Genomic DNA, 20,655 nt, shown 5'->3' with positions numbered 1-20,655 from the left:
CAACCGGCACTACCAGGTGAGTGGCGATTTTCAATCTCCTGCAAGTGCATGTTCCACCCTCGCTGACAGCAACCGGGCCTCGCGCTCAGGACAGTACAAGGCGACGAACATGTTCCGCAGGTGACATGTCGACCTGGATCAAAACTCGGGTTGAAGCTATACCGAAAGGGTTCAGAGTGGGGATGGACCACACGCTCGATTAACGACTGAGGAGAACTTCGCGGTGTCGAATCAGCTGGTCATACGCAACATGACCCGTCCCGAGCTGGACGAGCTCGTCGATTGGGCTGCCCATGAGGGTTGGAATCCCGGTCTTCACGATGCCGAGCTATTCTGGGCGACGGACCCTGCCGCCTTCATCGCGGCGTCCCGGGGCGGCGAATTGATCGGCGGCGGTGCCATCACCTCCTACGATGGCGAATTCGGTTTCATGGGCTTTTTCATCGTCCGGCCTGAATATCGCGGTCAAGGTCTGGGCAATACCCTCTGGCACGCACGCCGCGAGCGACTCCTCGCCCGTCTGCGCCCAGGCTCGAGCATCGGCATGGACGGCGTCTTCGCGATGCAGGACTACTACGCCAAGGGCGGTTTCGTCTTCTCCCATCGCAACATGCGTTTTCGTGCCGAGATCACCGAACGCCCGGCGACCTCGCAATCAGACGACCAGGACATCGTCCCACTGGCCACTTTCCCGCTCGATCAGGTTGTCGATTACGACCGCACCTGCTTCCCCGCCGCGCGCGCAACCTTCCTGAGCGGGTGGATAGCCCAAGCCGATGCACTCGCCGTGGGTTGCCGGCGCGACGGCAGGCTAAGCGGCTATGGCGTAGTAAGGCGATGCCGGGAAGGCTGCAAGATCGGCCCCTTGTTCGCCGATGACGCCCTGGCAGCCAATGCTCTCTACGCGCGCCTGGCGGAATTTGCACAGGGTGGCCCGCTGTTTCTCGATGCCCCGCAGAACAACCCCGCCGCGATGGCGCTCGTGCACCAACAGGGCATGATCGAAGTTTTCGGCTGCGCACGCATGTACCTCGGCCCTCCTCCGGCGATCACGCACGAACGTGTGTTCGGCGTCACGACTTTCGAGCTGGGCTGATGTCCGCTCGCGACCTCATCGGTTATGGCGGCTGCCCACCCCACCCGCGCTGGCCCGGTGGGGCGCGCGTCGCGGTCCAGTTCGTACTCAACATCGAAGAGGGCGCGGAGTCATGCATCCTCAATGGCGATGCACAGTCGGAGGCCTGGCTTCACGAGCTACCGGGCCGTCCGCCGCGTGTGGGGGAACCGGACTTGAGCGTAGAGGGCATGTACGAATACGGATCGCGCGCAGGTGTGTGGCGCATTCTGGAGCTGTTCAACGCCCGAGGCCTGCCGCTGACCGCTTTCGCTGTCGGCCGGGCACTGGAACTCACCCCGGCGATTGGCCATGCGCTCTGCGCTGCCGGACATGAGATTGCCGGGCATGGTTACCGTTGGCTGGACTATCGCGACATGCCTGAAGACCAGGAGCGGCGCCATATCCGCCTCACCCTCGACGTGATCGAGCAGATCTGCGGTAAACGCCCCACAGGTTGGTACACAGGAAGGGTCAGCCAGAACACCCGCCGCCTGTTGCGTGAGGAAGGTGGGTTTCTCTATAGCTCGGACGCTTACAACGATGACCTGCCCTATTGGCTCCCGGGCTCGCCAGCCCACCTGGTGATCCCTTACACGCTGGTCAACAACGACGCCCGCTATCTGCTGGCGAATGGTTTCGCCTGCGGTGAAGACTTCTTCCGGCTGCTCAAGGATGCTTTCGACCTGCTGTGGCAGGAGGGCGCGCACCACCCGAAGATGATGAGCGTCGGTCTGCATGGGCGGATCAGTGGCCATCCTGGTCGTGCGATGGCGCTGGCGCGTTTTCTGGATTACGTGCAAGGCCACGACGCGGTGTGGATCTGCCGGCGCGAAGAGATTGCCAGGCACTGGATTGCCCAATTCCCCGCCTGAGTGATAAGTGGCTAGGGACGGCCTGAGCCACGCTCAATGAAGTGGTAATATATTTCGACCCCCAGTACGCGACCGTGCTGGCTACAAACAAATCGGGTTGGCGCGCTATGCGGTTCAACACCTCAATCCGCTAATCCACAATGAACAACTTCGCTGCGGTGGTGGCGGGATCCACCGGCTGAATCCAGAAGAGATGACTGGTCATGCGAGCTTTATGGTGCCGCCCTGGATATCGTCGCGCGCCATCCGCAAGTCATTGGCATCGCGGTTGAGCTGGTGAATCATGTTGAGCAACCGCTGACGAAGCACCTCGTCCTGGAGCTGTTCTGCTGCGCGCATCACATCAAGCGCCGCTACCTCATTATTGGTTGCGACGGAGTCGAGCAGTTTACGCATGCTTCTTGATGGCCGATTCATCTCCAACCCCCCAGGTTTCAGTGACGCGAATCATAAGGCTGGAATGTTTCGCCAGTGTTTCAGCTGCACGAACGGGTTCTGAATCACCGACTCCGGCTGAGTCGACGCTAGCCGAATCCATCAGTGATGAAGCTAAGCGGCCCGCTCCAGGGCATCCAGCAAGCCAACAAACTCCAGCGAAAGCCTGTGGCGAGGAGCCAAATGGACGAGAGGGACTGAAACTTCGTGAGATTCACGCATCTTGACGGAGCTGCTCAGGTAAACCGGTAGCAGAGGTAAACCCTCTGCCAACAGCTCATCAATGAGACTTTGGTGCATGCCAGTGCGCCCAGTGAACTGGTTAACCACCACCCCTTCCACTTCCAGTGATTCGTTGTGATCACAACGTAGATCTTCTACCTGCGCGAGAACGCGATACAGCGCCTGACGAGAAAAGCTGTCGCAATCGAATGGAATCAGTATTCGATCGGCAGCCACCAGTGCACTGAATGTGTAGAAATTCAGCGACGCAGGTGTGTCGATATAGATGCGTTCATAGTCCCCGGACAGCTCAACCAATAACTTGCGTAGCTTGTTGATCTTGAACTTGCTCTCAAGTTTTGCCTGAATGTCTGAGAGTTCAGGGCTGGCAGCCACCAGGTGAAGGTTGTCGTAATGGGTCTCGGTTATGGCCACTCGATTCCTTCTGCCTTCGAAGCCGCTGGACAGTGTCTGTTTGAAGAAATCGGCTATGCCTGCGGGAATGCGCTCGTTGAGTAGTCCCGTGAGGTAGTGAGTCGAGTTTGCCTGGGGATCGAGGTCAACCAGCAGCGTTCGGTAACCTTCGGCAGCACTTACAGCGGCAAGATTGCAGGCGATGCTGGATTTTCCAACACCACCTTTCTGATTGAATACGACACGACGCATCGGGCTTGCTCATCCATGAAAGTGGCCTAAGGCCAACTGAAGAAAATCTAAGTAGTCATTTCAATTCTATGACCGCAACATTACAGTTTTACGACAGCCAGTCCATCAGGCCAGCTTCAATCACTCGGAGTGCTGATGCACATCAATGACTAATCAGTACAAGGGGGACCGTTAAGCAACTTGCGCAGATAGTTCGCCGATGCAGGGCACAAATGCTTGAATTGAACTGTCTGGGTGATAGCCGCAGGCGCCTCGTCCCTGCCAAGCAGTTCGTATCCATTGGCAGAGAAAAAACCAGCAGCGCCTTGAGTCAACAGGTGCAATCGGACTGCGCCTTGAGAGACTGCATAGCGTTCCAGTTCAGACAACACCGCTTTACCCAGCCCCTCTCCACGATGCGTCTCACAAACGACTATTGAGCGAAGCAACAGATCGGAACCCGCACCTTCGAGCCCTCCATAAGCCACCCACTCCCCATCCACTTCGAACCGGTAAAACTGTCGATCTGGTTCGCTGACATCACTGAAGGGCAGCCCTGCCTGGCTTAATGACTTACACAGATGATCCAGATCACTCGGCCCTACTTTTCTTGCCTGCATTGCCGCCCACCCTTGCTGCTGACTCACTGAGTTTCACGGTAGTAATTACCGGTGTCGACAAGATCACTGCAACGCAAGAGAGCGGTTAATGGCATGCTGACCTCGGTCTGTGATTGAGCACTCTCAAGATCGGTACCCATTTCTCATCCATGGTCAATAGGACGCAGGGTCGGCAGGAGGCATGCAATGGAACTGAAGTTCAGTCACATCGATGTACTGGTCAAGAATCTCGACGAAGCCTGTGCTTACTACGTACAGATACTGAACGCCAAGATCTCCAAAACGCTCGTCTGGGAGCGAGGTGGTCTGCACGTGCGCTACGCGATTGCGCTGATCGGTCAAGAGCGTTTCATGTTAGTACAGCCGTTGGCCGGTAACCTGAGGGAGCTATTGGACTCCTCGGGTGAAGGGATGATTTATCGCCACTGCTATTCGACGCCGGACATCGAGAAGGCCTATGACGAACTGATGGTCGCCGGTGTTCAGCCAGAAGACGAAAACGGAAAGCCATTGGCCCGCGCGAACCTGCAATCCCCGTCCGGGACACGCATTATCTGGTTGCCCAAGCGCTTCGGGCACTTCTCTATCGAAATCCTGGAAGAAGAGGCGCTAGAGGCATTTGTAGAAGCTGCCTTTGCCTGAGTGATGCGGCGATAAACGTCTGCTTGCTGTGGATTCAACGGTCATACCCATTTTTCGCATGCCCGAGAAGCACCTGTACTGACAGACAGGGGAACCACTTTTTCAACAGAACCGGTCAGAAGCAGCCTCCCCCCACAAAATCCTGAAATAAACAGAAGATGTGCCGCGCCGATCACAAAGGTAGCGGTCTGTCTTGAATGACCCGCTTCATGACCAGGGTCGAGGTGAGCCGTTGCACATTAGGCAATGTCGAGAGGCTCTCATCGTAAAGCCTTTGAAAGGCGGGCAAGTCCTGGGCAATGACGTGCAGCAGGTAGTCCGGCTCCCCAAACAACCTTTGGGCATCGACCACCTGAGGTATTTCAATGAGCGCCGCCTCGAACGCCTCGACGGCTTGCCGGTCACCCTCGCGGAGCGTGGCAAATACCATTGCGGAAAAATTCAGGCCCAGTGCACCGGGATCAAGCTGCGCACGGTAGCCCAGCAATACACCGGAGTCCTCCAGTGCCCGCACTCGCCGATGACAGGGTGAAAGGCTCAAGCCGACGCGTTCGGCAAGTTCAGTGACCGAAAGACGGCCATCCTTTTGCAGCTCGGCAAGAATCTTCCGGTCAGTTCTGTCCACGTAGAATAATCTCCCTCACTGCGACGAAAATACGACCACATTTGAAAGTTAATTCTAACAACATTTCATTAATCTTCCCCCATCCATTAACAGCCGTACTCCTCTTCAGGAAACAAGAGGGGCGGCCTATGAGAGGCGGGATGATGAATAACGCGATGATTGATAAACGGGCGTGGGTGACGCCATGACCTTCAGTGTCTTTGTTGCCTTCTGGGCGGTGTCGTTTCTGTTCGTCGTTACGCCCGGAGCGGATTGGGCCTACGCGATATCCGCTGGCCTGAAGCATCGCGTCGTCATACCGGCTGTGGGCGGACTGCTGTCCGGCCACCTGATTGCCACATTGGTGGTAGCCGCTGGTGTCGGCACCCTGGTCGCCAACCATCCTGGGGTCATGTCAGTGCTGACGGTGGCCGGGGCGGGTTACCTGCTTTGGTTGGGCATCAACATGCTCATCCGTCCCTCCACACCCCACACCGATGAAGTTCAGGCGTCAGGCTCATGGTTGCGCTGGGCGCTCAAGGGGCTTTGCGTCAGCGGCTTGAATCCGAAAGTGTTCCTGCTGTTCCTGGCGCTCTTGCCCCAGTTTGCCGATGCCACTGCCCCCTGGCCTGTACCGACGCAGATGATTGCGCTCGGGCTCGTCCACACCGTCAGTTGTGGCGTTATTTATCTGCTGGTCGGTTTTGGCTCACAGGTTGTTCTAAAGGCACGCCCAGCCGCCGCTCAGTGGGTCAGTCGTTTCTCCGGAGCGATCATGATCATCATCGCCGTGACGCTGTTTACCGAACAGATGCCGGCTTGATTGCCTCATCAGGACAGGTCGTCGTTCTCATCCAGAGGTGATGATTGATGTGCGCATTCTCGTAGCCAGTTCATGAAAACCAGCAATCGCTTAGGGATAGTGCCGAGCGACGGGTGAACCAGATAGTAATCGTAGCGGCCTGAGCGGCTGAATTCAGCGAGCGGCAGGACGAGCTCGCCGCGATCAACCCGCTTCTGCACAAGCTGCTGACGGCCAATCGCAATGCCGGCGTGGTTCATGGCTGCGGTCACACATAAATCAGAGCGATCGAAGGTCAAGCTACGTTTGGGAAGTGCCGCGAGCATGTTGTGTTGCTCTGCCCAAAGCGTCCACTCGGCATCATAGGCCGCATGATCCCACGCCAGGGAGTCATGCAAGATTGTGCAGTTCCTTAAGTTGTCCGGGTTCTCCTCCAGGCGGTGGCGTCGCGCATACTCGGGACTACACACCGGGGCCAGCCGCTCGCGCATCAACCGATGGCTCGTCAACCCGGGAAACTCGCCATTGGCGTAGTACAGGGCCAAGTCGATTTTACGGGTTCGAAAGTCGACATTGTCATTGCCTACCCGCAGGTCCAATGACACCAAGGGATATCGCTCGATAAAATCCGCCAGCCTGGGAACCAGCCAGCATTGGGCAATGGAAGGCCTGACATAGAGCGCGATCGAGCCGGCAATTTCCGCCTGTGACGATTGCTCGAGTGCCTCGGACAATTCTCCCATCGCATTCTGGAGTATTTCGAAGATACGCTCGCCTTCGTCGGTCAGGCTGACCTGCCGGGTCAGGCGCTGGAACAGCTTCATGGATAAGGCGGTTTCCAGACGACTTATACGGTGGCTCACGGCGCTTGCGGTCAAACACAGCTCCTCTGCCGCACGGGCGAAGCTCAGATGACGAGCGGCAACCAAAAAGGTGTGAAGGTTCGCGAACTGGCTGCTGTTGAGCCTGGAGCTGATACGTGGAGGAAGGTTGAGCACGACTGTTTTCCCTCAAACCCAAAAGCCGCCTTGCGTTGTACGCATTTCCAGCGGGCAAACGTAACGGATGTGGCAAGACGTTGATCTTGCCACATCCGGTTCAGGCTTAAATCAGCGAGAACTCTGTCGAGTCCAGGCAATTGGGGTCCATTCAGGCCAGATTAACCTTTGGCGAGCAATTCACGGCCCTTGGCCAGATAAGCTTCCATCTCGTCGCAAGGCACCATATTGCCGCCCGTTGCCCAAACCAGATGGGTGGCTTGCACCATGGCCTGACGGTCCAGGCGCGCGCGCGCCAGGTAGCCCTGCTGGTCGGCCTGGACTCTGGCAATGCCGGGCACGCCGGCGAGCGCGGATGGCTCGAGGCGCACACCTTCGCTGCGCTCCATCAGTGCCAGCAAACTGTACATTTCCTCGTCGCTGACCGTGTAGAAACCATCAAGCAAGCGCTGCATGGCCTTGCCGACAAAACCTGAAGCGCGCCCGACGGCGAGGCCGTCCGCAGCCGTCACGTTGTCGATGCCGAAGTCTTGCACGCTCACTTCGTCGTGCAGGCCGGTATAGACGCCCAGCATCATGCATGGCGAGTGTGTGGGCTCGGCGAAGATGCAATGGACAGCGTCGCCGAAGGCTAGCTTCAGGCCGAAGGCCACGCCGCCAGGCGCGCCACCCACCCCACAGGGCAGATAAACAAACAATGGATGTTGCGCATCCACGGTGATGTCAGCCGCTGCCAATTGCTTTTTCAGGCGCTCGGCAGCCACCGAGTAGCCCAGGAACAGGTTGACCGAGTTTTCATCGTCCACAAAATGGCAGGCTGGATCGGACTCCGCTTGTTGACGGCCTTGCGAGACGGCCACGCTGTAATCGGAGGAGTACTCAATAACGGTAACGCCGTGTGAACGTAACTTGTCTTTCTTCCATTGCCGCGCATCCGCCGACATATGCACGGTCACCTGGAAACCCAATGCCGCCCCCATGATGCCGATGGACATGCCAAGGTTGCCGGTCGAGCCAACGGCTATTTTGTATTGGCCGAAAAAGGCACGCGCCTTATCGCTGTCCAGCACCGCGTAGTCGTCATCAAGCGTTAGCAGATTCGCGGCCAACGCCAGGTCTTCGGCATGCTTGAGCACTTCATAGATGCCACCGCGCGCCTTGATGGAGCCCGAAATCGGCAGATGGCTGTCCCGCTTGAGCCACAGCGCCCCTTGCAACGCCTGACCGTAGCGCTCGCCAAGCAATTGCTGCAGGTGTGGTACGGGCAGAATGTCCGATTCGATAATGCCGCCACTGCACTCCGTCTCCGGAAACGCGCGCCGCAGGTAAGAAGCAAAACGCGTCAGTCGCGCGCTGGCATCGGCGACGTCTGCGGCCGTCAACCCCACATCGCCAATCGATTCCGCGACCGGGGCCACGGCAGGGTTGAACCAAGTGGTTTCTTGCAGCGCGACCAGTTCGCGAATCAAAGGATAACTGGCGTACCAGCTTTCAAGTGTCTTGCCCAAAATCATGGCGTGGTCCCTTTAAACAATCAGGCGGAAAATACGGGTTGAATCAAACGTATTGCGACAGCAGCAGGGTCAGGCCCAGCGCGATCAATGAAGCCAGTACGGTGGCCGAGGTGAATTTCTTCAACGCTTCGGCTAGCGAGACACCCAGGTACTCCTTGACCACCCAGAAGGCCGAGTCCGTCACATGGGTCCAGCCAATGGCGCCGGCACCGATGGCAATGCAGATAATTTCCTTACTCACGGTGGGATGAGCGCTCAGCATCGGCATCACCATGCCGGCGGCGCTGATCATTGCCACCGTTGCTGAACCGACGGCGAAGTGCATCAGCCCTGCCACCAACCACGCCAGGACGATGGGATTCATATTCAATTGCGTCAACGAACCGGACAGCGCGTTACCCACGCCGCTGTCGACCAGGATGCCGTTGAATGCCCCACCGGCACCGATGATCAGCAGAATGCTGGCCAGCGGAGGAAAGCTCTTCTGAGTGTGCGCGAGCAAGTCAGGCATTGATAAGCCGCGGCGCAAACCCAGCGCCCAGTAAGCGAACACCACAGCAATGGACAGTGCTATCAGCGGCGTGCCCAGGAACGAAACGATACTGAAGAGCCCGGAGTCATGGGGCAGTCCGGCCGCAAAACTTTTGCCGACCATCAGCAGCAGTGGCAGCAGGATGGTCAGCAGTGTCAAGCCAAGGCCTGGCAAGTCCCGGGTCGCGCTGTCAACGCAATGTTCGTCCAGAAAAGCTTCTTGAGTGTCAGGCGCTTCACTCTTGCAGACCAGCTTGATCCACAGCGGCCCGGCGATGATGGCGGTAGGCAGCGCGATAATGAGGCCATACACAATAACCTTGCCGACATCGGCGCCCAGCAGCCCGGTGATGGCCATCGCGGCAGGGTGCGGGGGCAACATGCAATGAACCGCCATCAGCGACACGGCCAAGGGCACACCCAGGTACAAAAGGTTGATCCGGGTCTCTTTGGCGACCACATAGATCAGGGGAATCAGCAGAACGAATCCAACCTCGAAGAACACCGGGATGCCCGCGATAAACCCTACTAGCATCATGGCCCATGAGGCACGCTCTTTACCCAGGGTGCTCAATAGCGTCTGGGCAATGCGCTCCGCGCCACCGGATTCTTCCAGCATCTTGCCGAGTATGCCGCCAAGGCCAATGATCGTTGCCAGGAATCCGAGTGTTCCACCGACACCTTTTTCATAGGAAGAGGCCATTTGCGCCAGTGGCATGCCTGAACCGATGCCCACCACAAAGCTCGCTGCGGTCAAGGCCAGGAATGCGTGGACACGCACTTTGACGATTAGAAAAACGATCAGAATGATGGCGGAAAACAACACCACCAATAGAGTGGGACCACTGTGCATACAATCTCCTGAAAGAGCTTTTATTGTTGAAACAAGTGATCTTGGTCACTCAGCTTTTCGGCATTAGAGAGCGCAACACAGGGACCTGACAAAGGATGGATTTTCAAGGGATGGATGACATGAGGTCATCTATGGTGAGTGCATGGCGTGAAGTGATGAAAGTTCGAGCCATATCTACAAGGGACTGGAGGCTATCAAAGCCTGGAAGCAAGCCTCGCAGGCCAAGTGAACCTGAAGCACGGGGCCAATGAGTTTTTTTATCATGTCAAGGAGCGCAAAATGAGCTGGCTGGCGTTCGAATGATGTGTCGCAGTCGGCTGGCGTGTAGACATCTCGGGCACCATGGGTAAGGACTTTCTCGAGTACGATGAGCGCGCTTGCTGTCGACTGCAGGGGCCGGAGGAGGCGTTTTGAAACCATTCGCGCTCAGTCCTGGCGCCTCGACTCTGAACATGTTCCTGCAAGGGGGCTTGCCACGCCGTGATGCTGTGCCGCAAACGTTAACGGAAAAAGCGGTCATCCCTGGCATTCCCAATGCTCGCTATTGGTTGGACCACGACCTGACTCTGTTCATTCAGGATGCAACTGAGGGCAACAAACGCGAGAGCGAGGCTCTCGCCAAGGCAGGGAAACCGAACAACATCCTGCCGCTGGCAAATATGCTGGCAGTTTCGGGAGGCGGTGACGCAGGCACATTCGCAGCAGGACTCATTACGGGGTGGACCACGCATGGGACTCGCCCCATGTTCAAGGTCGTCACGGGCATTAGCGCGGGCGCCCTGGTCGCCCCGTTCGCTTACCTGGGATCCGAGTACGACGAAGTCATTCGGTATATCGCCAACGCCATCGGTCCAAAAGACGTTTTTCATTCGCGAAACGTGCTGACCCGTCTTGCCAGCGACGGTATAGCGGACAGCAAGCCACTGTCGCGGCTCATCACAAAGTACATCACCGCGGAAATTCTTGCGGCGATTGCGTCGGAATACGCCAAAGGGCGAATCCTGCTGATCGGCACAACCGACCTTGATTCAGGGCGGCCAGTCACTTGGAACATGGGCACTATTGCCGCAAGCGAAGCACCGGGAGCGCTCGACCTCTTCCGCAACATCATGATCGCGTCGATGAGTATTCCCGGCGCCGTCTCACCCGTCATGATCGATGTAGACGTTGACGGCAAACAGTTTCAGGAAATGCACGTGGACGGTGGGGTAATCACTCAGGTGTTCCTTTACCCACCTGGCACAAAGATGGCGCTGAACAGAGCCACCGGAGCACCTTTGCGACTCGAACGGCATTTCTATGTCATTCGTAACGGGACACTGGAGCCGCAATGGTCCGGGACAAAACGCCGTACATTGAGCATCGGCGGTCGAGCCATCAGTGCATTGATTCAAACTCAGGGGATCAGCGACCTGGAGCGAATTTACCGTATGGCGCAGCAGGATGGAGCGGATTTCAATCTTGCGTACATTGGTTCCGACTTTTACTTTCCGCACAATCGGAAATTCGATGGCGAGTACATGAAGCGTTTATTCGATTACGCCTTTCAACTCAGCGCGAAGGGCTATCCGTGGCATAAATCACCGCCCTCGGAAAACTCTGAACTACGAAACACCCGCTGAACGATTTAGCCAATCTGTTGCATCGATCGGTTGAATCCACAGCCAAGAGCAGACTGTCAAAAGTGTTTGAAACCCCAAGGGGAATTCATTATTGGACATTGCGGTTGGGCGGTAGCCGGATCGATACGCCGCTCGCGCCTAGCACATGGGGCCTAGGCGCTGCGCTGATAAGGATGCTCCCGGTCTATAGAGCCCGGAGAGATTCAATTTGTTGAGAAGTGTCGTCTATTTGGACGCAGTATCCATATAAGACTTTACCGCCGCGAGCCCAGGTTGACCTTCCACTGTTTGAACATCAAGCAACGTTCTATCAAGCCATTCGGGATGGGCACTCAGCCATTTTTTTACCGCAGAGCGTGGGTCAAGGCCACCATTGATCACGTAGTCCATCATGGTGTTTTCGGCATCAATGGAAAACTCCAGATTTTTCAGGAGCTGGCCCACGTTAGGGCATTCGTCCAGATATCCCGTACGCACGTCGGTCCGCACCGACGATGCGCCGAAATTTGCTCCGTAGTACTTGTCACCACCTGACAAATATTCCAGTTCAATATTCTTGTTCATTGGGTGAGGTGCCCAGCCCAGAAACACAATCCAGTCGTTCTTTCTGATTTGCCTGCCGACTTGTGTCAGCATGCCCTTCTCACTGGACTCAACCAGGCTCCAGCTACCCAGGTTATACGCGTTATCCGCGATGAGGTTCTGGATCGGTTTGTTTCCGCCTGGCTCTACTCCATAGATTTTCCCGCCAAACTTTGACTTGTAAGTGTCCAGGTCAGCATAGCTTTTTACGCCTTGCTCATAGACGTATCGCGGAACCGCCAAGGTAAATTTTGCACCCGTGAGGTTCACTCGCACAGTCTGAATCGACTTGTTGTTGTAGTAAGGCTGAGCCGCCTCGATCAATGCGGGATCCCATGTTCCGAGGAACACGTCGATACTCTTGCCTTCCATCGCCTTGTAGGCAATTCCCGTCGATAACGTTATGACTTTTGGGGCGTAGCCCAGTCCCTCCAATACTGCTGTGGTCAAAGACGTCGTCAACGTGATGTCGGTCCATCCCACCTCTGCGAACTGAGGCGCGCGACACCCCACAGGGTCCGCGGCGCCGGCAATCCCCTGGAATGTCATCAACAGCACGGCACAACCGATAGCACTGCTTTTCATACCGGATCCCCTTGCGTTCTCTTGTTTTTTGGAGAATCTAGTGATAACTTTTTTTTCATTGAGTGTCCAATGAAAAAAGAGAACCCCCCATGCCAAAGGTCGGAATGCAGGAAATCAGAAGGAAGCAGCTCGTTGAGGCGACGCTCACCCTCATTGGTGAGCAAGGCATGGCGGGTACCAGCATGGCTCAGGTCAGCGCCCGTGCGGGGTTGGCCAACGGCATCGTCCACCACTATTTCTCGGACAAGAATGCTTTGCTTGAAGCCACCTTGAGAGAGCTGAACAAACGCATAAATGCTGAGATCTTTGCGCGCCTGCGCATGTCCGCAACACCCGCTGAGCGTGTTCTCGCGTTTGTGGACGGGAACGTCAGTGCCTTGAACCTGACGCGAGACAATGTCGCGGCCTGGCTCGCTTTCTGGGCTCAAGTACCGCAGTCCCCCAAATTGCAGCGGGTACAGAACATCGTTGCGCGCAGGAGCCACTCCTTACTTTTCCATGCCTTGTCAAAAAGCATGAACAAGGCAACAGCCCATTCCAAGGCGCAGATGATCGCGATCTTCATCGACGGTTTATGGTTGAGGGCTGCGGTCGATTGCAACCCGGACACGATCGATGATTCGCGTCGTTTGGCTTACGAGTTCCTCAACAACGTACTTGGTTATGATCTGGAGGCGTAGAAATGACACCTGAAGAGTTTAAAAGTCTTGATGCCGTGGGCCTCGTTCAACGGTTGAAGTCCGGTGAAGTCACTCCGCTGGAGCTGGTCAACCTGGCAGCCAGAGAAATTGAAATCCAGGACCCTGCCTTGGGCGCGGTCGTTGCAATCGATATCGAAGGCGCGCAACGAGCGGCGCTAGATCCCAAGGCAGGACCACTCGCAGGTATACCGATCCTGATAAAGGACACCAATATCGATGTAAAAGGCTTTGCAACCAGGCACGGTTCGCGATTGTACGAAGATGCCGCCCCCGCTCAGGTCGACAGTGAGTTTGTGAGTCGATTGCGCAAGGCCGGGGCAATCATTCTCGGGAAAACCAAAACACCTGAGTTTGCAGGAGACTTTGTGACAGAGCCTGAATGGCAAGGCCCTTGTCGAAACCCCAGGAATCCGCAGTACGCTTCTGGTGGATCAAGTGGAGGATCCGCCTGTGCCGTGGGCGCAGGCATGGTGCCAGTTGCACACGGCACCGACTGTGGCGGGTCGATCAGGGTTCCGGCTTCCGTTTGTGGTGTGGTTGGGCTGAAGCCAAGCAGGGGACGCAACCCTGTAGGTCCTCATGTCGGCGAGTTTGTTGGTGGCCTCGATTCCGAGCATGTACTGACCAGGACCGTCCGCGATAGCGCATTGCTGCTGGATGTCCTGTCTGGCTATGAACCAGGCGCGCCTTATGCTGCTCCCCCCGCCCCTCCCTCTTGGCTCGAATGCCTGAAGACGAGGTCGCCACGACTCAAAATCGCCTTTGCCTGTGCCCGTCCAGATGGCTCGAGTATCGATGAGGCCATCCACAAAGCCATATTGAATGCTGTGGATTTTTTAAGTAAAGACGGCCATGAATTACGCCCGTTCAATTGGCCAGACATGACCAAAGCCGGTGCAGCTGCTGCATTATTCTGGCAGATGGAAATTGAGGCCTTGATGGAACACAAAGCCCAAACTCGCGGATATCCGATCTCGGCACAAGATGTTGAATGGATTACCTATGAGTTTTACAAATGCTCGACTCAGAGAACGGCACTGGATGTACACCATGCACGGGCCACCCAGAACAAAGTAAGCCACGATATGGCCGATAGCTTCACCGATATCGATGTCCTCATCACACCAACAGTGGCGCTTGCTCCACCGTTGATTGGTGGTTTTGTCGCCACAGGAGAACGGCACCTGGACGAGTGGTATAAAAACGCTTACGCATTTTCTCCCTTCACCGAGGTTTTCAACTTGACCGGCCAGCCAGCCATCAGTATCCCCGTCGGGATCATGGAGAACGGCCTTCCAATCGGGATGCAGATAGTTGGCAAATTTGGTGACGAGGAAACCATCCTTAGACTTGCAAGTGAAGTTGAACGGAGCTTGTTAGCAACCACCCTGTTTGCAAAAGCATGATCACGCGCTGAACTACGACAGATTTTCTGCGCGTTGTCGCTGGCTCGCTGAATTGACCCAAACTCTATAGACACTTCCTGCAGGCAGCTATTGGTTCGTTGCCTGACGTGATTGGCTGCTTCACGGAGCAGAAGGAGAATTTTATGAGTGTCGGATTTGGGTCGATTCTGTTGAGAAAGTCAGCTTCGGTTTCCACCGCAGAAAAGTTCACGCCTGTGTGCGCAATCCGTGTTTTGCGCAAAAAATTCAGGGCTCAGTGACATAGCCGCGTGCAAAAAAGACGCTCGCACTACTCACGCTCGGCCCAAATCACTTTTGATCTGCTTTGCGCATATGCCCATCTGCTTTGTGACCCAATCCCTGAAAGCGGTGCACTTGGCACTCTCCTCAAAAGGCCTGGGTGACAGCAGGCAATAGGCCGACCCGTCCTGGATAAAGCCAAACGGTGCGATCAGTTGTCCGGACCTGAGTTCATCCTGAACCATGAGAAAGGACACCACACTGATCCCCAACCCCGCAGCTGCTGCCTGAATACACAGATAGAAATGCTCATAGTCGACCGAGCCAGCATTAGGCATAGCCATTTCCGAAAGGCGCAGCCAGTTGTCCCAGGCCAACGGGCGTGTCTGGCTGCGTAGCAAGCGCACTCCTTCCGATTTCCTTTTATCGGGACTATTGGACGGGGTGCACACAGGTCCAATCCATTCCTCACAAATCGTCACGCTGTGGATTGATTGATCCAAGTGAAAATCATCACGCCGGATGGCCAGATCCGCACCTGAGCGCGCGAAGTCTATAGGACCACCGGCCGCCAGCAGTTGGACTTGAAAGTGCGGGTGAGCGGCATGGAAGTCGGGCAGTCGCGGGATCAGCCATTTCATTGCGATGGTGGGTTCACACGATAGTACGAGTACGTCCTCGCGGACTTCTCCCTGCAACCGGTAAACAGCACTTTCCAATTGTTCGAACATGGGCCCGGTAACGTCGTACAGAAGGCGGCCGGCACGGTTGAGAAAGATCGCACGGTTGCGCCGATCAAAAAGTTCGACCCCTATTGCCTCCTCCAACAATCGAACCTGGCGGCTGACTGCGCCATGGGTGACGTGCAGCTGCTGAGCGGCTCTCACGAAGCTTTGAGTCTGGGCCGCAACGTTGAAAAAACGAAACGCAGCCAAAGGAGGCAAATTCATATTGACGATGATTACTCACAGGTTTCGACGACTATAAATCGTTTTTTTTATCGCTGGCAATTCTCCATCATGACCTCCATTCGCCCCATCTGCACGCACAACCATCAATGATTAGAGGCATTGCATGAATGCCATGCGAAGCCAAATACCACTGGGTGATGTAAGTACCGCGAGCAAGTGAAGCTGCCACCCACCCTCAATCTGTGCAAAAACGTAGCGCAAATGCAATTACTGCCGTTCGCGGCATGGGCATCCATTGCGCCGGAGAGTCTTCATGAACGAATTGCTTCTAGTTGCTGCCATTTCCATCCTGGCAGTTATCAGCCCCGGCTCTGACTTCGCCATGGTCACCCGCAACAGTTATGCATATGGACGACGCAGCGGTTTGATGGCCGCACTGGGTATCGCCTGTGGCGTCCAGATTCACGTTTTCTACACAGTGTTCGGCGCTGCAGTGATTTTCACTCAATCACCCTTGCTGTTCATGGCAATGAAGTTATTGGGTGCCGGATACCTCATATATCTGGGTATCAAGTCCCTGACCAATACTTCTTCGTTGACGTTTGGTGGCGCCAACGCCTCAGCCCCTTCATCCTGGGAAGCATTTCGTACTGGCTTTTTCACTAACGCGCTCAACCCTAAAACCATGTTGTTCGTGGTGGCGACATATAGCCAAGTGGTGCACACAGACAGATCGCTAACCGCAAACTTTGCGTACGGCCTGTTTATGTCGTTCACCCATTGGGCGTGGTTCAGTTTCGTGGCACTGTTTTTCTCCGCTGAAGCGTTGCGCCGGCGAATGCTGGAAAAGCAGCAGGTTATCGACAGACTCATTGGCACGGCACTGATCGGCTTGGCGGCGCTTCTGGTCATTCCAGGGGTTGGAGGTTAGTGTCGGAGGGAGTGTTATGAGGTCAGCGCGAAGGGCTCCTTATAGGCAGCACTCGGCCACCAGCTGACAATCGCATTCACTTTTGAATCACCGCTTGAACTGGCTGGGTGCTATCAGTGCAGTTACGGGTTGCGATATTTTCCCGGGCAGTCGCCGCAGCCTGGTTTGGTCGCCGGCACCCCCGGCTTGCCGAGTCAGCCCGCCGGCCATACGATTCGACTATTCCTCAGGCGGAGGAGTCATTGTGAAGCCGGTGATGCTCCTGACGCGCATCCTGGCGCCTGCCATCGCTCTGGCGCTGGCATCTGCCGGCCTGCATGCCGACGACCCGTTCGCGCCGTTGCGCGACGCCATGGTGCGGGAGATCGCCAACATGTCATCCGTCACCCGCGACGAAACCGGCAGGGTCGAGTTTGCCGCGCCGGTGATGGCCGCGATGGCCAAGGTGCCACGCCATAAGTTCGTCCCGCCCGACGAGGTGCCCTACGCCTACGAGAATCGTCCGCTGCCGATCGGCTACGGCCAGACCATCTCCCAACCCTACATCGTCGCCCTGATGACCGACCTGACGCAGGTCGGGCCCGGCGACGTGGTACTCGAGATCGGCACTGGCTCGGGCTACCAGGCGGCGATCCTCGCCGAGCTGGCGCAGGCGGTCTACACGATGGAGATCATCGAGCCGCTGGCAGTGCAGGCCGGGGAGCGCTTGGGCCGTCTGGGATATGCGAACGTGCAGGCCCGGCTGGGCGATGGCTACCACGGCTGGCCGGAGCACGGGCCTTACGACGCCATCCTCGTCACCGCCGCCGCCAGCCATGTGCCGCCGCCACTGATCGCCCAGCTCAAGGCCGGCGGACGGATGGTAATCCCGGTCGGCGCGCCGTTCATGATCCAGTACCTGCTGCTGATCGAGAAGGCCGGCGATGGCAGTGTGTCCACCCGGCAGATACTGCCTGTGCGCTTCGTGCCGCTGGTCGGAGGCGGTTGAGCATGCATTCGCCGCCATTGCTCGCCCTGACGCTGCTGTCTGCCTCCGCGCTCGGCTATGAGGTGCTGCTGCTGCGACTGCTTTCGATCGTCCAGTGGCACCATTTCGCCTACATGATGATCAGCGTCGCGCTGCTCGGCTACGGAGCTGCCGGCACCGCCGTGGCGCTGGCGCGGCCTGTGCTGGCGCCGCGCTTCCATGGCGTGTTCATCGGCGGCGCGGTGCTGTTCGGGCTGAGCGCCATCGCCTGCTTCAGCCTGGCCCAGCAGGTTCCGTTCAATCCCCTCGAGATTCTCTGGGACGCGCGGCAGTCGGCGCGCCTGCTGATGATCTACCTGCTGCTGTTCGTGCCGTTCTTCTGCGCGGCGGTGTGCATCTGCCTGACCTTCACCTGCTTTCAGGAACAGATTCACCGGATCTACGCCTTCGACATTCTCGGCGCCGGCGTGGGCAGCCTTGCGATCGTCGCCGCGCTGTTCGCCTTGACGCCCGTCGATGCGCTGCGGCTGCTGGGCGGCACCGGCATCGCCGCCGGGGCGCTGGCTAGCATGGCTTGCACGGGGCATAGGCACTGGCTCGCGCCGTTGCTGTTGGCGGCGGCAGTCGCGGTACCGGCCAGCGTGCCCGGGCGCTGGATCGCCCTGTCGCCCTCCGAGTACAAGGAACTGAGCCAGACGCTGCGTATCAAGGATGCGCGCGCAATCACCCAGACCTGGAGTCCGCTGGGCCTGCTCACGGTCGTCGACAGCCCGAGCATTCCCCTGCGCCACGCGCCGGGCCTGAGCCTCAACGCGACGCAGGAACCGCCCGCACAACTGGCCGTCTTCACCGACGGCGACGGCCTTTCCGTGCTGAACCGCTATGACGGGCGCCGCGAGCCGCTCGCCTACCTGGACTACCTGACCTCGGCTCTGCCCTATCACCTGCTGCGGCAACCCCGCGTGCTGGTGCTGGGCAGCGGCGCCGGCGCCGATGTGCTGCAGGCGATCTACCACGGCGCCAGTGCGGTGGATGCCATCGAACTGAACCCACAGGTGATCGATCTGGTCCAGCGCCGCTTCGCCGGCTTCTCCGGCAAGCCATACAGCGCGCCCAACGTCCGTGTGCTGATCGGCGAGGCGCGCGGCCTGGTGGCTTCGCGCGGCGAGCCTTACGACCTGATCCAGATCGCCCTGCTGGACTCCTTCGGTACTGCCTCGGGCGGCCTGCATGCGCTGTCCGAGAACTACCTGTACACGGTGGATGCCTTCGCCGAGTACCTGCGCCATCTCGCGCCCGGCGGCCTGCTGGCCATCACCCGCTGGGTCACCCTGCCGCCCCGCGATGTTCCCAGGTTGCTGGCCACCGCGGCCGCGGCCATCGAGCGCGACGGGCAGGCCAGCGCGGCGCGCCGCATCGTCATGATCCGCGGCTGGAAGACCGCGACGCTGCTGGTCAGCAACAGGGATTTCGACGACGCCGGCATCGCTGTGCTGCGGGAGTTCTGCCGAGCGCGCTCCTTCGACCTGGCCTACTACCCCGGGATGACCGTGGCCGAGGCGAACCGCTACAACCTGCTCGACCGGCCCTGGTTCTTCGACGCGGCGCAGGCCCTGCTGTCCGGCGAGCGCGCGGAGTTCCTGGCGCGCTACAAGTTCGACGTGCGTCCGACTACGGATGATCGGCCGTATTTCTTCCACTTCTTCAAGTGGCGCTCGCTGCCGGAACTGTTGGCGCTGAAGGCGCAGGGCGGCCTGTCAATGCTGGAGTGGGGCTATCCGGTGCTGATCGCCACGCTGCTGCAGTCCAGCGTGGCCGCCGTGCTGCTGATCCTGGCGCCGCTATGGGTGGCGCGGCGGCGCCAGCGACGCTCTCGGAATGCGGCTTTGGCCAGGTTCGAACTTCGGGTCGTGTCCTACTTCGCCGCCATCGGCTTCGCCTTCATGTTCGTGGAAATCGCCTTCATCCAGAAGTTCACCCTTTTCCTCAGCCACCCGTTGTATTCGGTGGCGGTAACGCTCAGCGCGTTCCTGATCTTCGCTGGCCTCGGCAGCCGTTACTCCGGTCGGCGGCGGGGGGACATTGGAACGGGTGTGGGGCCCCGTCATCCGCTCGCGCGGCCAGTCCTGGCGATCTGCGCGATCGCCCTGCTCTACCTGATCGCCCTGCCCCCATTGTTCCAGCTGCTGGCGCCGGTGGGGACCCTCGCCAGGTTCGGCATCTGCGCCGCGCTGGTAGCGCCGCTGGCGTTCGCCATGGGCATGCCGTTTCCGCTCGGACTCGGGCGCGTCTCCGCGCGCGCCGAAGCACTGGTGCCGATCGCCTGGGGCGTCAACGCCAGCGTATCGGTGGTGGCGGCCGTGCTGGCGACCCTGTTGGCGATCCACCTGGGCTTCACCGTGTTGTTGCTGCTGGCGTTGCTGCTGTATCTCGCGGCGGCGGTCGCATTTCCCTGATCGCGGCGGTTCGCAGCAAAACGTCAACAGACCCTGGTGAGACGAATGGCCTGTTGGAACGCCGCTTGCCGCAGTTCACACGTCTCGCCGTGTCGAGACGCGAGGGTGACGCCTTTCCAGCGTCGAAGCTAAACATTTGAAAATGTGGACGTGTGCGTCATGCCAAAGATGAGAGGTTCCGTGCCGCAAGCAATTGGTTTTGGCCGACGCAGTCGAGTCGTAAGAAGTGGCTTTCATCCCATAGCTGCCGGTGGTGATCGGCAGAAACCGGCCCAGAGTGTGTAAAAACGCATTAGGGCCTTGTCGGCGCGAAGAGCCGACGGCTGTTCGCTGAGTGAGTCCGCTTAAGGCACCATAGTTGATCAATATCGCATCGGTGCCCTTCAGCAAGGTTCTACA

General features: G+C 57.9%; 18 protein-coding genes and 2 pseudogenes. 11 read left to right on the top strand and 9 right to left on the bottom strand.

The genetic code is table 11. The annotated features are described in order from the left end of the window. The first annotated feature begins 223 nt into the window (after positions 1 to 223). Both KGB20_RS00950 and puuE read left to right on the top strand, forming a co-directional pair. Positions 224 to 1,096 carry a GNAT family N-acetyltransferase gene (locus tag KGB20_RS00950; protein WP_154910499.1) on the top strand — a complete coding sequence of 291 codons (873 nt, stop codon included), beginning with the start codon at positions 224 to 226 and terminating at the stop codon, positions 1,094 to 1,096. After that, a complete protein-coding gene (gene puuE / locus KGB20_RS00945; protein ID WP_154910500.1) occupies positions 1,096 to 1,989 on the top strand; it encodes an allantoinase PuuE in 894 nt (297 codons plus the stop codon). Before KGB20_RS00950 ends, puuE begins: the two co-directional genes overlap by 1 nt. Positions 1,990 to 2,190: 201 nt before the next feature. Here puuE and KGB20_RS00940 read toward each other — a convergent pair whose 3' ends face one another. The 3 genes from KGB20_RS00940 to arsN2 form a co-directional block, all read right to left on the bottom strand. Continuing rightward, the gene (locus tag KGB20_RS00940; RefSeq protein WP_057715303.1) at positions 2,191 to 2,406 is read right to left on the bottom strand and encodes a hypothetical protein; all 216 of its coding nucleotides are present in this window, start codon (positions 2,404 to 2,406) and stop codon (positions 2,191 to 2,193) included. A gap of 132 nt (positions 2,407 to 2,538) precedes the next feature. Continuing rightward, positions 2,539 to 3,312 (bottom strand): ParA family protein, encoded by a 774-nt coding sequence (locus tag KGB20_RS00935; RefSeq protein ID WP_150814519.1) that lies wholly within the window; start codon positions 3,310 to 3,312, stop codon positions 2,539 to 2,541. A gap of 149 nt (positions 3,313 to 3,461) precedes the next feature. Beyond that, complete coding sequence (gene arsN2 / locus KGB20_RS00930) at positions 3,462 to 3,911, bottom strand: arsenic resistance N-acetyltransferase ArsN2 (RefSeq protein ID WP_150814520.1); 450 nt, start codon at positions 3,909 to 3,911, stop codon at positions 3,462 to 3,464. A gap of 186 nt (positions 3,912 to 4,097) precedes the next feature. Between arsN2 and KGB20_RS00925 the strand changes: the two genes are divergently transcribed. After that, positions 4,098 to 4,553 carry a VOC family protein gene (locus tag KGB20_RS00925; protein WP_154910501.1) on the top strand — a complete coding sequence of 152 codons (456 nt, stop codon included), beginning with the start codon at positions 4,098 to 4,100 and terminating at the stop codon, positions 4,551 to 4,553. Positions 4,554 to 4,725: 172 nt separating this feature from the next. Here the strand turns inward: KGB20_RS00925 and KGB20_RS00920 are convergent, their stop codons facing one another. After that, positions 4,726 to 5,178: an Lrp/AsnC family transcriptional regulator gene (locus tag KGB20_RS00920; protein ID WP_090457843.1), complete on the bottom strand. Its 453-nt coding sequence runs from the start codon at positions 5,176 to 5,178 to the stop codon at positions 4,726 to 4,728. 184 nt (positions 5,179 to 5,362) lie between these two features. Here KGB20_RS00920 and KGB20_RS00915 point away from each other — a divergent pair, with 184 nt between their 5' ends. Then, positions 5,363 to 5,980 (top strand): LysE family translocator, encoded by a 618-nt coding sequence (locus KGB20_RS00915; protein ID WP_150814522.1) that lies wholly within the window; start codon positions 5,363 to 5,365, stop codon positions 5,978 to 5,980. 8 nt (positions 5,981 to 5,988) lie between these two features. Here KGB20_RS00915 and dsdC read toward each other — a convergent pair whose 3' ends face one another. The 3 genes from dsdC to KGB20_RS00900 form a co-directional block, all read right to left on the bottom strand. Further along, positions 5,989 to 6,957 (bottom strand): DNA-binding transcriptional regulator DsdC, encoded by a 969-nt coding sequence (gene dsdC / locus KGB20_RS00910; RefSeq protein WP_154862265.1) that lies wholly within the window; start codon positions 6,955 to 6,957, stop codon positions 5,989 to 5,991. A gap of 161 nt (positions 6,958 to 7,118) precedes the next feature. Further along, positions 7,119 to 8,471, bottom strand: coding sequence for a D-serine ammonia-lyase (gene dsdA, locus KGB20_RS00905; RefSeq protein ID WP_154910502.1), 1,353 nt, complete (start codon positions 8,469 to 8,471; stop codon positions 7,119 to 7,121). Positions 8,472 to 8,514: 43 nt separating this feature from the next. Next, positions 8,515 to 9,855: a gluconate:H+ symporter gene (locus KGB20_RS00900; protein WP_154910503.1), complete on the bottom strand. Its 1,341-nt coding sequence runs from the start codon at positions 9,853 to 9,855 to the stop codon at positions 8,515 to 8,517. 452 nt (positions 9,856 to 10,307) lie between these two features. Between KGB20_RS00900 and KGB20_RS29195 the strand changes: the two are divergent. Both KGB20_RS29195 and KGB20_RS29190 read left to right on the top strand, forming a co-directional pair. Next, positions 10,308 to 11,057: pseudogene (locus tag KGB20_RS29195) on the top strand (patatin-like phospholipase family protein); the annotation flags it as partial. 322 nt (positions 11,058 to 11,379) lie between these two features. Further along, a pseudogene (locus KGB20_RS29190) lies at positions 11,380 to 11,511 on the top strand (IS30 family transposase); the annotation flags it as partial. 191 nt (positions 11,512 to 11,702) lie between these two features. Here the strand turns inward: KGB20_RS29190 and choX are convergent. Further along, positions 11,703 to 12,644 carry a choline ABC transporter substrate-binding protein gene (choX, locus tag KGB20_RS00890; RefSeq protein ID WP_150814527.1) on the bottom strand — a complete coding sequence of 314 codons (942 nt, stop codon included), beginning with the start codon at positions 12,642 to 12,644 and terminating at the stop codon, positions 11,703 to 11,705. 89 nt (positions 12,645 to 12,733) lie between these two features. Here choX and betI point away from each other — a divergent pair, with 89 nt between their 5' ends. Further along, the gene (gene betI, locus KGB20_RS00885; protein ID WP_223531826.1) at positions 12,734 to 13,324 is read left to right on the top strand and encodes a transcriptional regulator BetI; all 591 of its coding nucleotides are present in this window, start codon (positions 12,734 to 12,736) and stop codon (positions 13,322 to 13,324) included. Between the two features lie 2 nt (positions 13,325 to 13,326). Next, on the top strand, positions 13,327 to 14,751 hold the full coding sequence (locus KGB20_RS00880; protein WP_154910505.1) for an amidase: 1,425 nt from the start codon (positions 13,327 to 13,329) through the stop codon (positions 14,749 to 14,751). 293 nt (positions 14,752 to 15,044) lie between these two features. On the opposite strand, the gene KGB20_RS00875 is transcribed toward KGB20_RS00880, so the two are convergent. Then, entirely contained in the window at positions 15,045 to 15,941 is an 897-nt protein-coding gene (locus KGB20_RS00875) for a LysR substrate-binding domain-containing protein (protein ID WP_154910506.1), read from the bottom strand. A gap of 274 nt (positions 15,942 to 16,215) precedes the next feature. Between KGB20_RS00875 and KGB20_RS00870 the strand changes: the two genes are divergently transcribed. The 3 genes from KGB20_RS00870 to KGB20_RS00860 all read left to right on the top strand — a co-directional run bounded on the left by KGB20_RS00870 (position 16,216) and on the right by KGB20_RS00860 (position 20,256). After that, positions 16,216 to 16,833, top strand: a complete 618-nt coding sequence (locus KGB20_RS00870) for a LysE family translocator (RefSeq protein WP_154910507.1) — start codon at positions 16,216 to 16,218, stop codon at positions 16,831 to 16,833. Positions 16,834 to 17,077: 244 nt separating this feature from the next. Next, positions 17,078 to 17,821: a protein-L-isoaspartate(D-aspartate) O-methyltransferase gene (locus KGB20_RS00865; protein WP_223531824.1), complete on the top strand. Its 744-nt coding sequence runs from the start codon at positions 17,078 to 17,080 to the stop codon at positions 17,819 to 17,821. A 2-nt stretch (positions 17,822 to 17,823) separates the two neighbouring features. Continuing rightward, positions 17,824 to 20,256 (top strand): SAM-dependent methyltransferase, encoded by a 2,433-nt coding sequence (locus KGB20_RS00860; protein ID WP_154910508.1) that lies wholly within the window; start codon positions 17,824 to 17,826, stop codon positions 20,254 to 20,256. The last annotated feature ends 399 nt before the right edge of the window (positions 20,257 to 20,655 follow it).

The organism is Pseudomonas sp. BF-R-30 (genome assembly GCF_019956175.1).
Taxonomy (GTDB): Bacteria; Pseudomonadota; Gammaproteobacteria; order Pseudomonadales; family Pseudomonadaceae; genus Aquipseudomonas; species Aquipseudomonas jessenii.
This window is presented reverse-complemented; position numbering and strand designations above follow the sequence as displayed.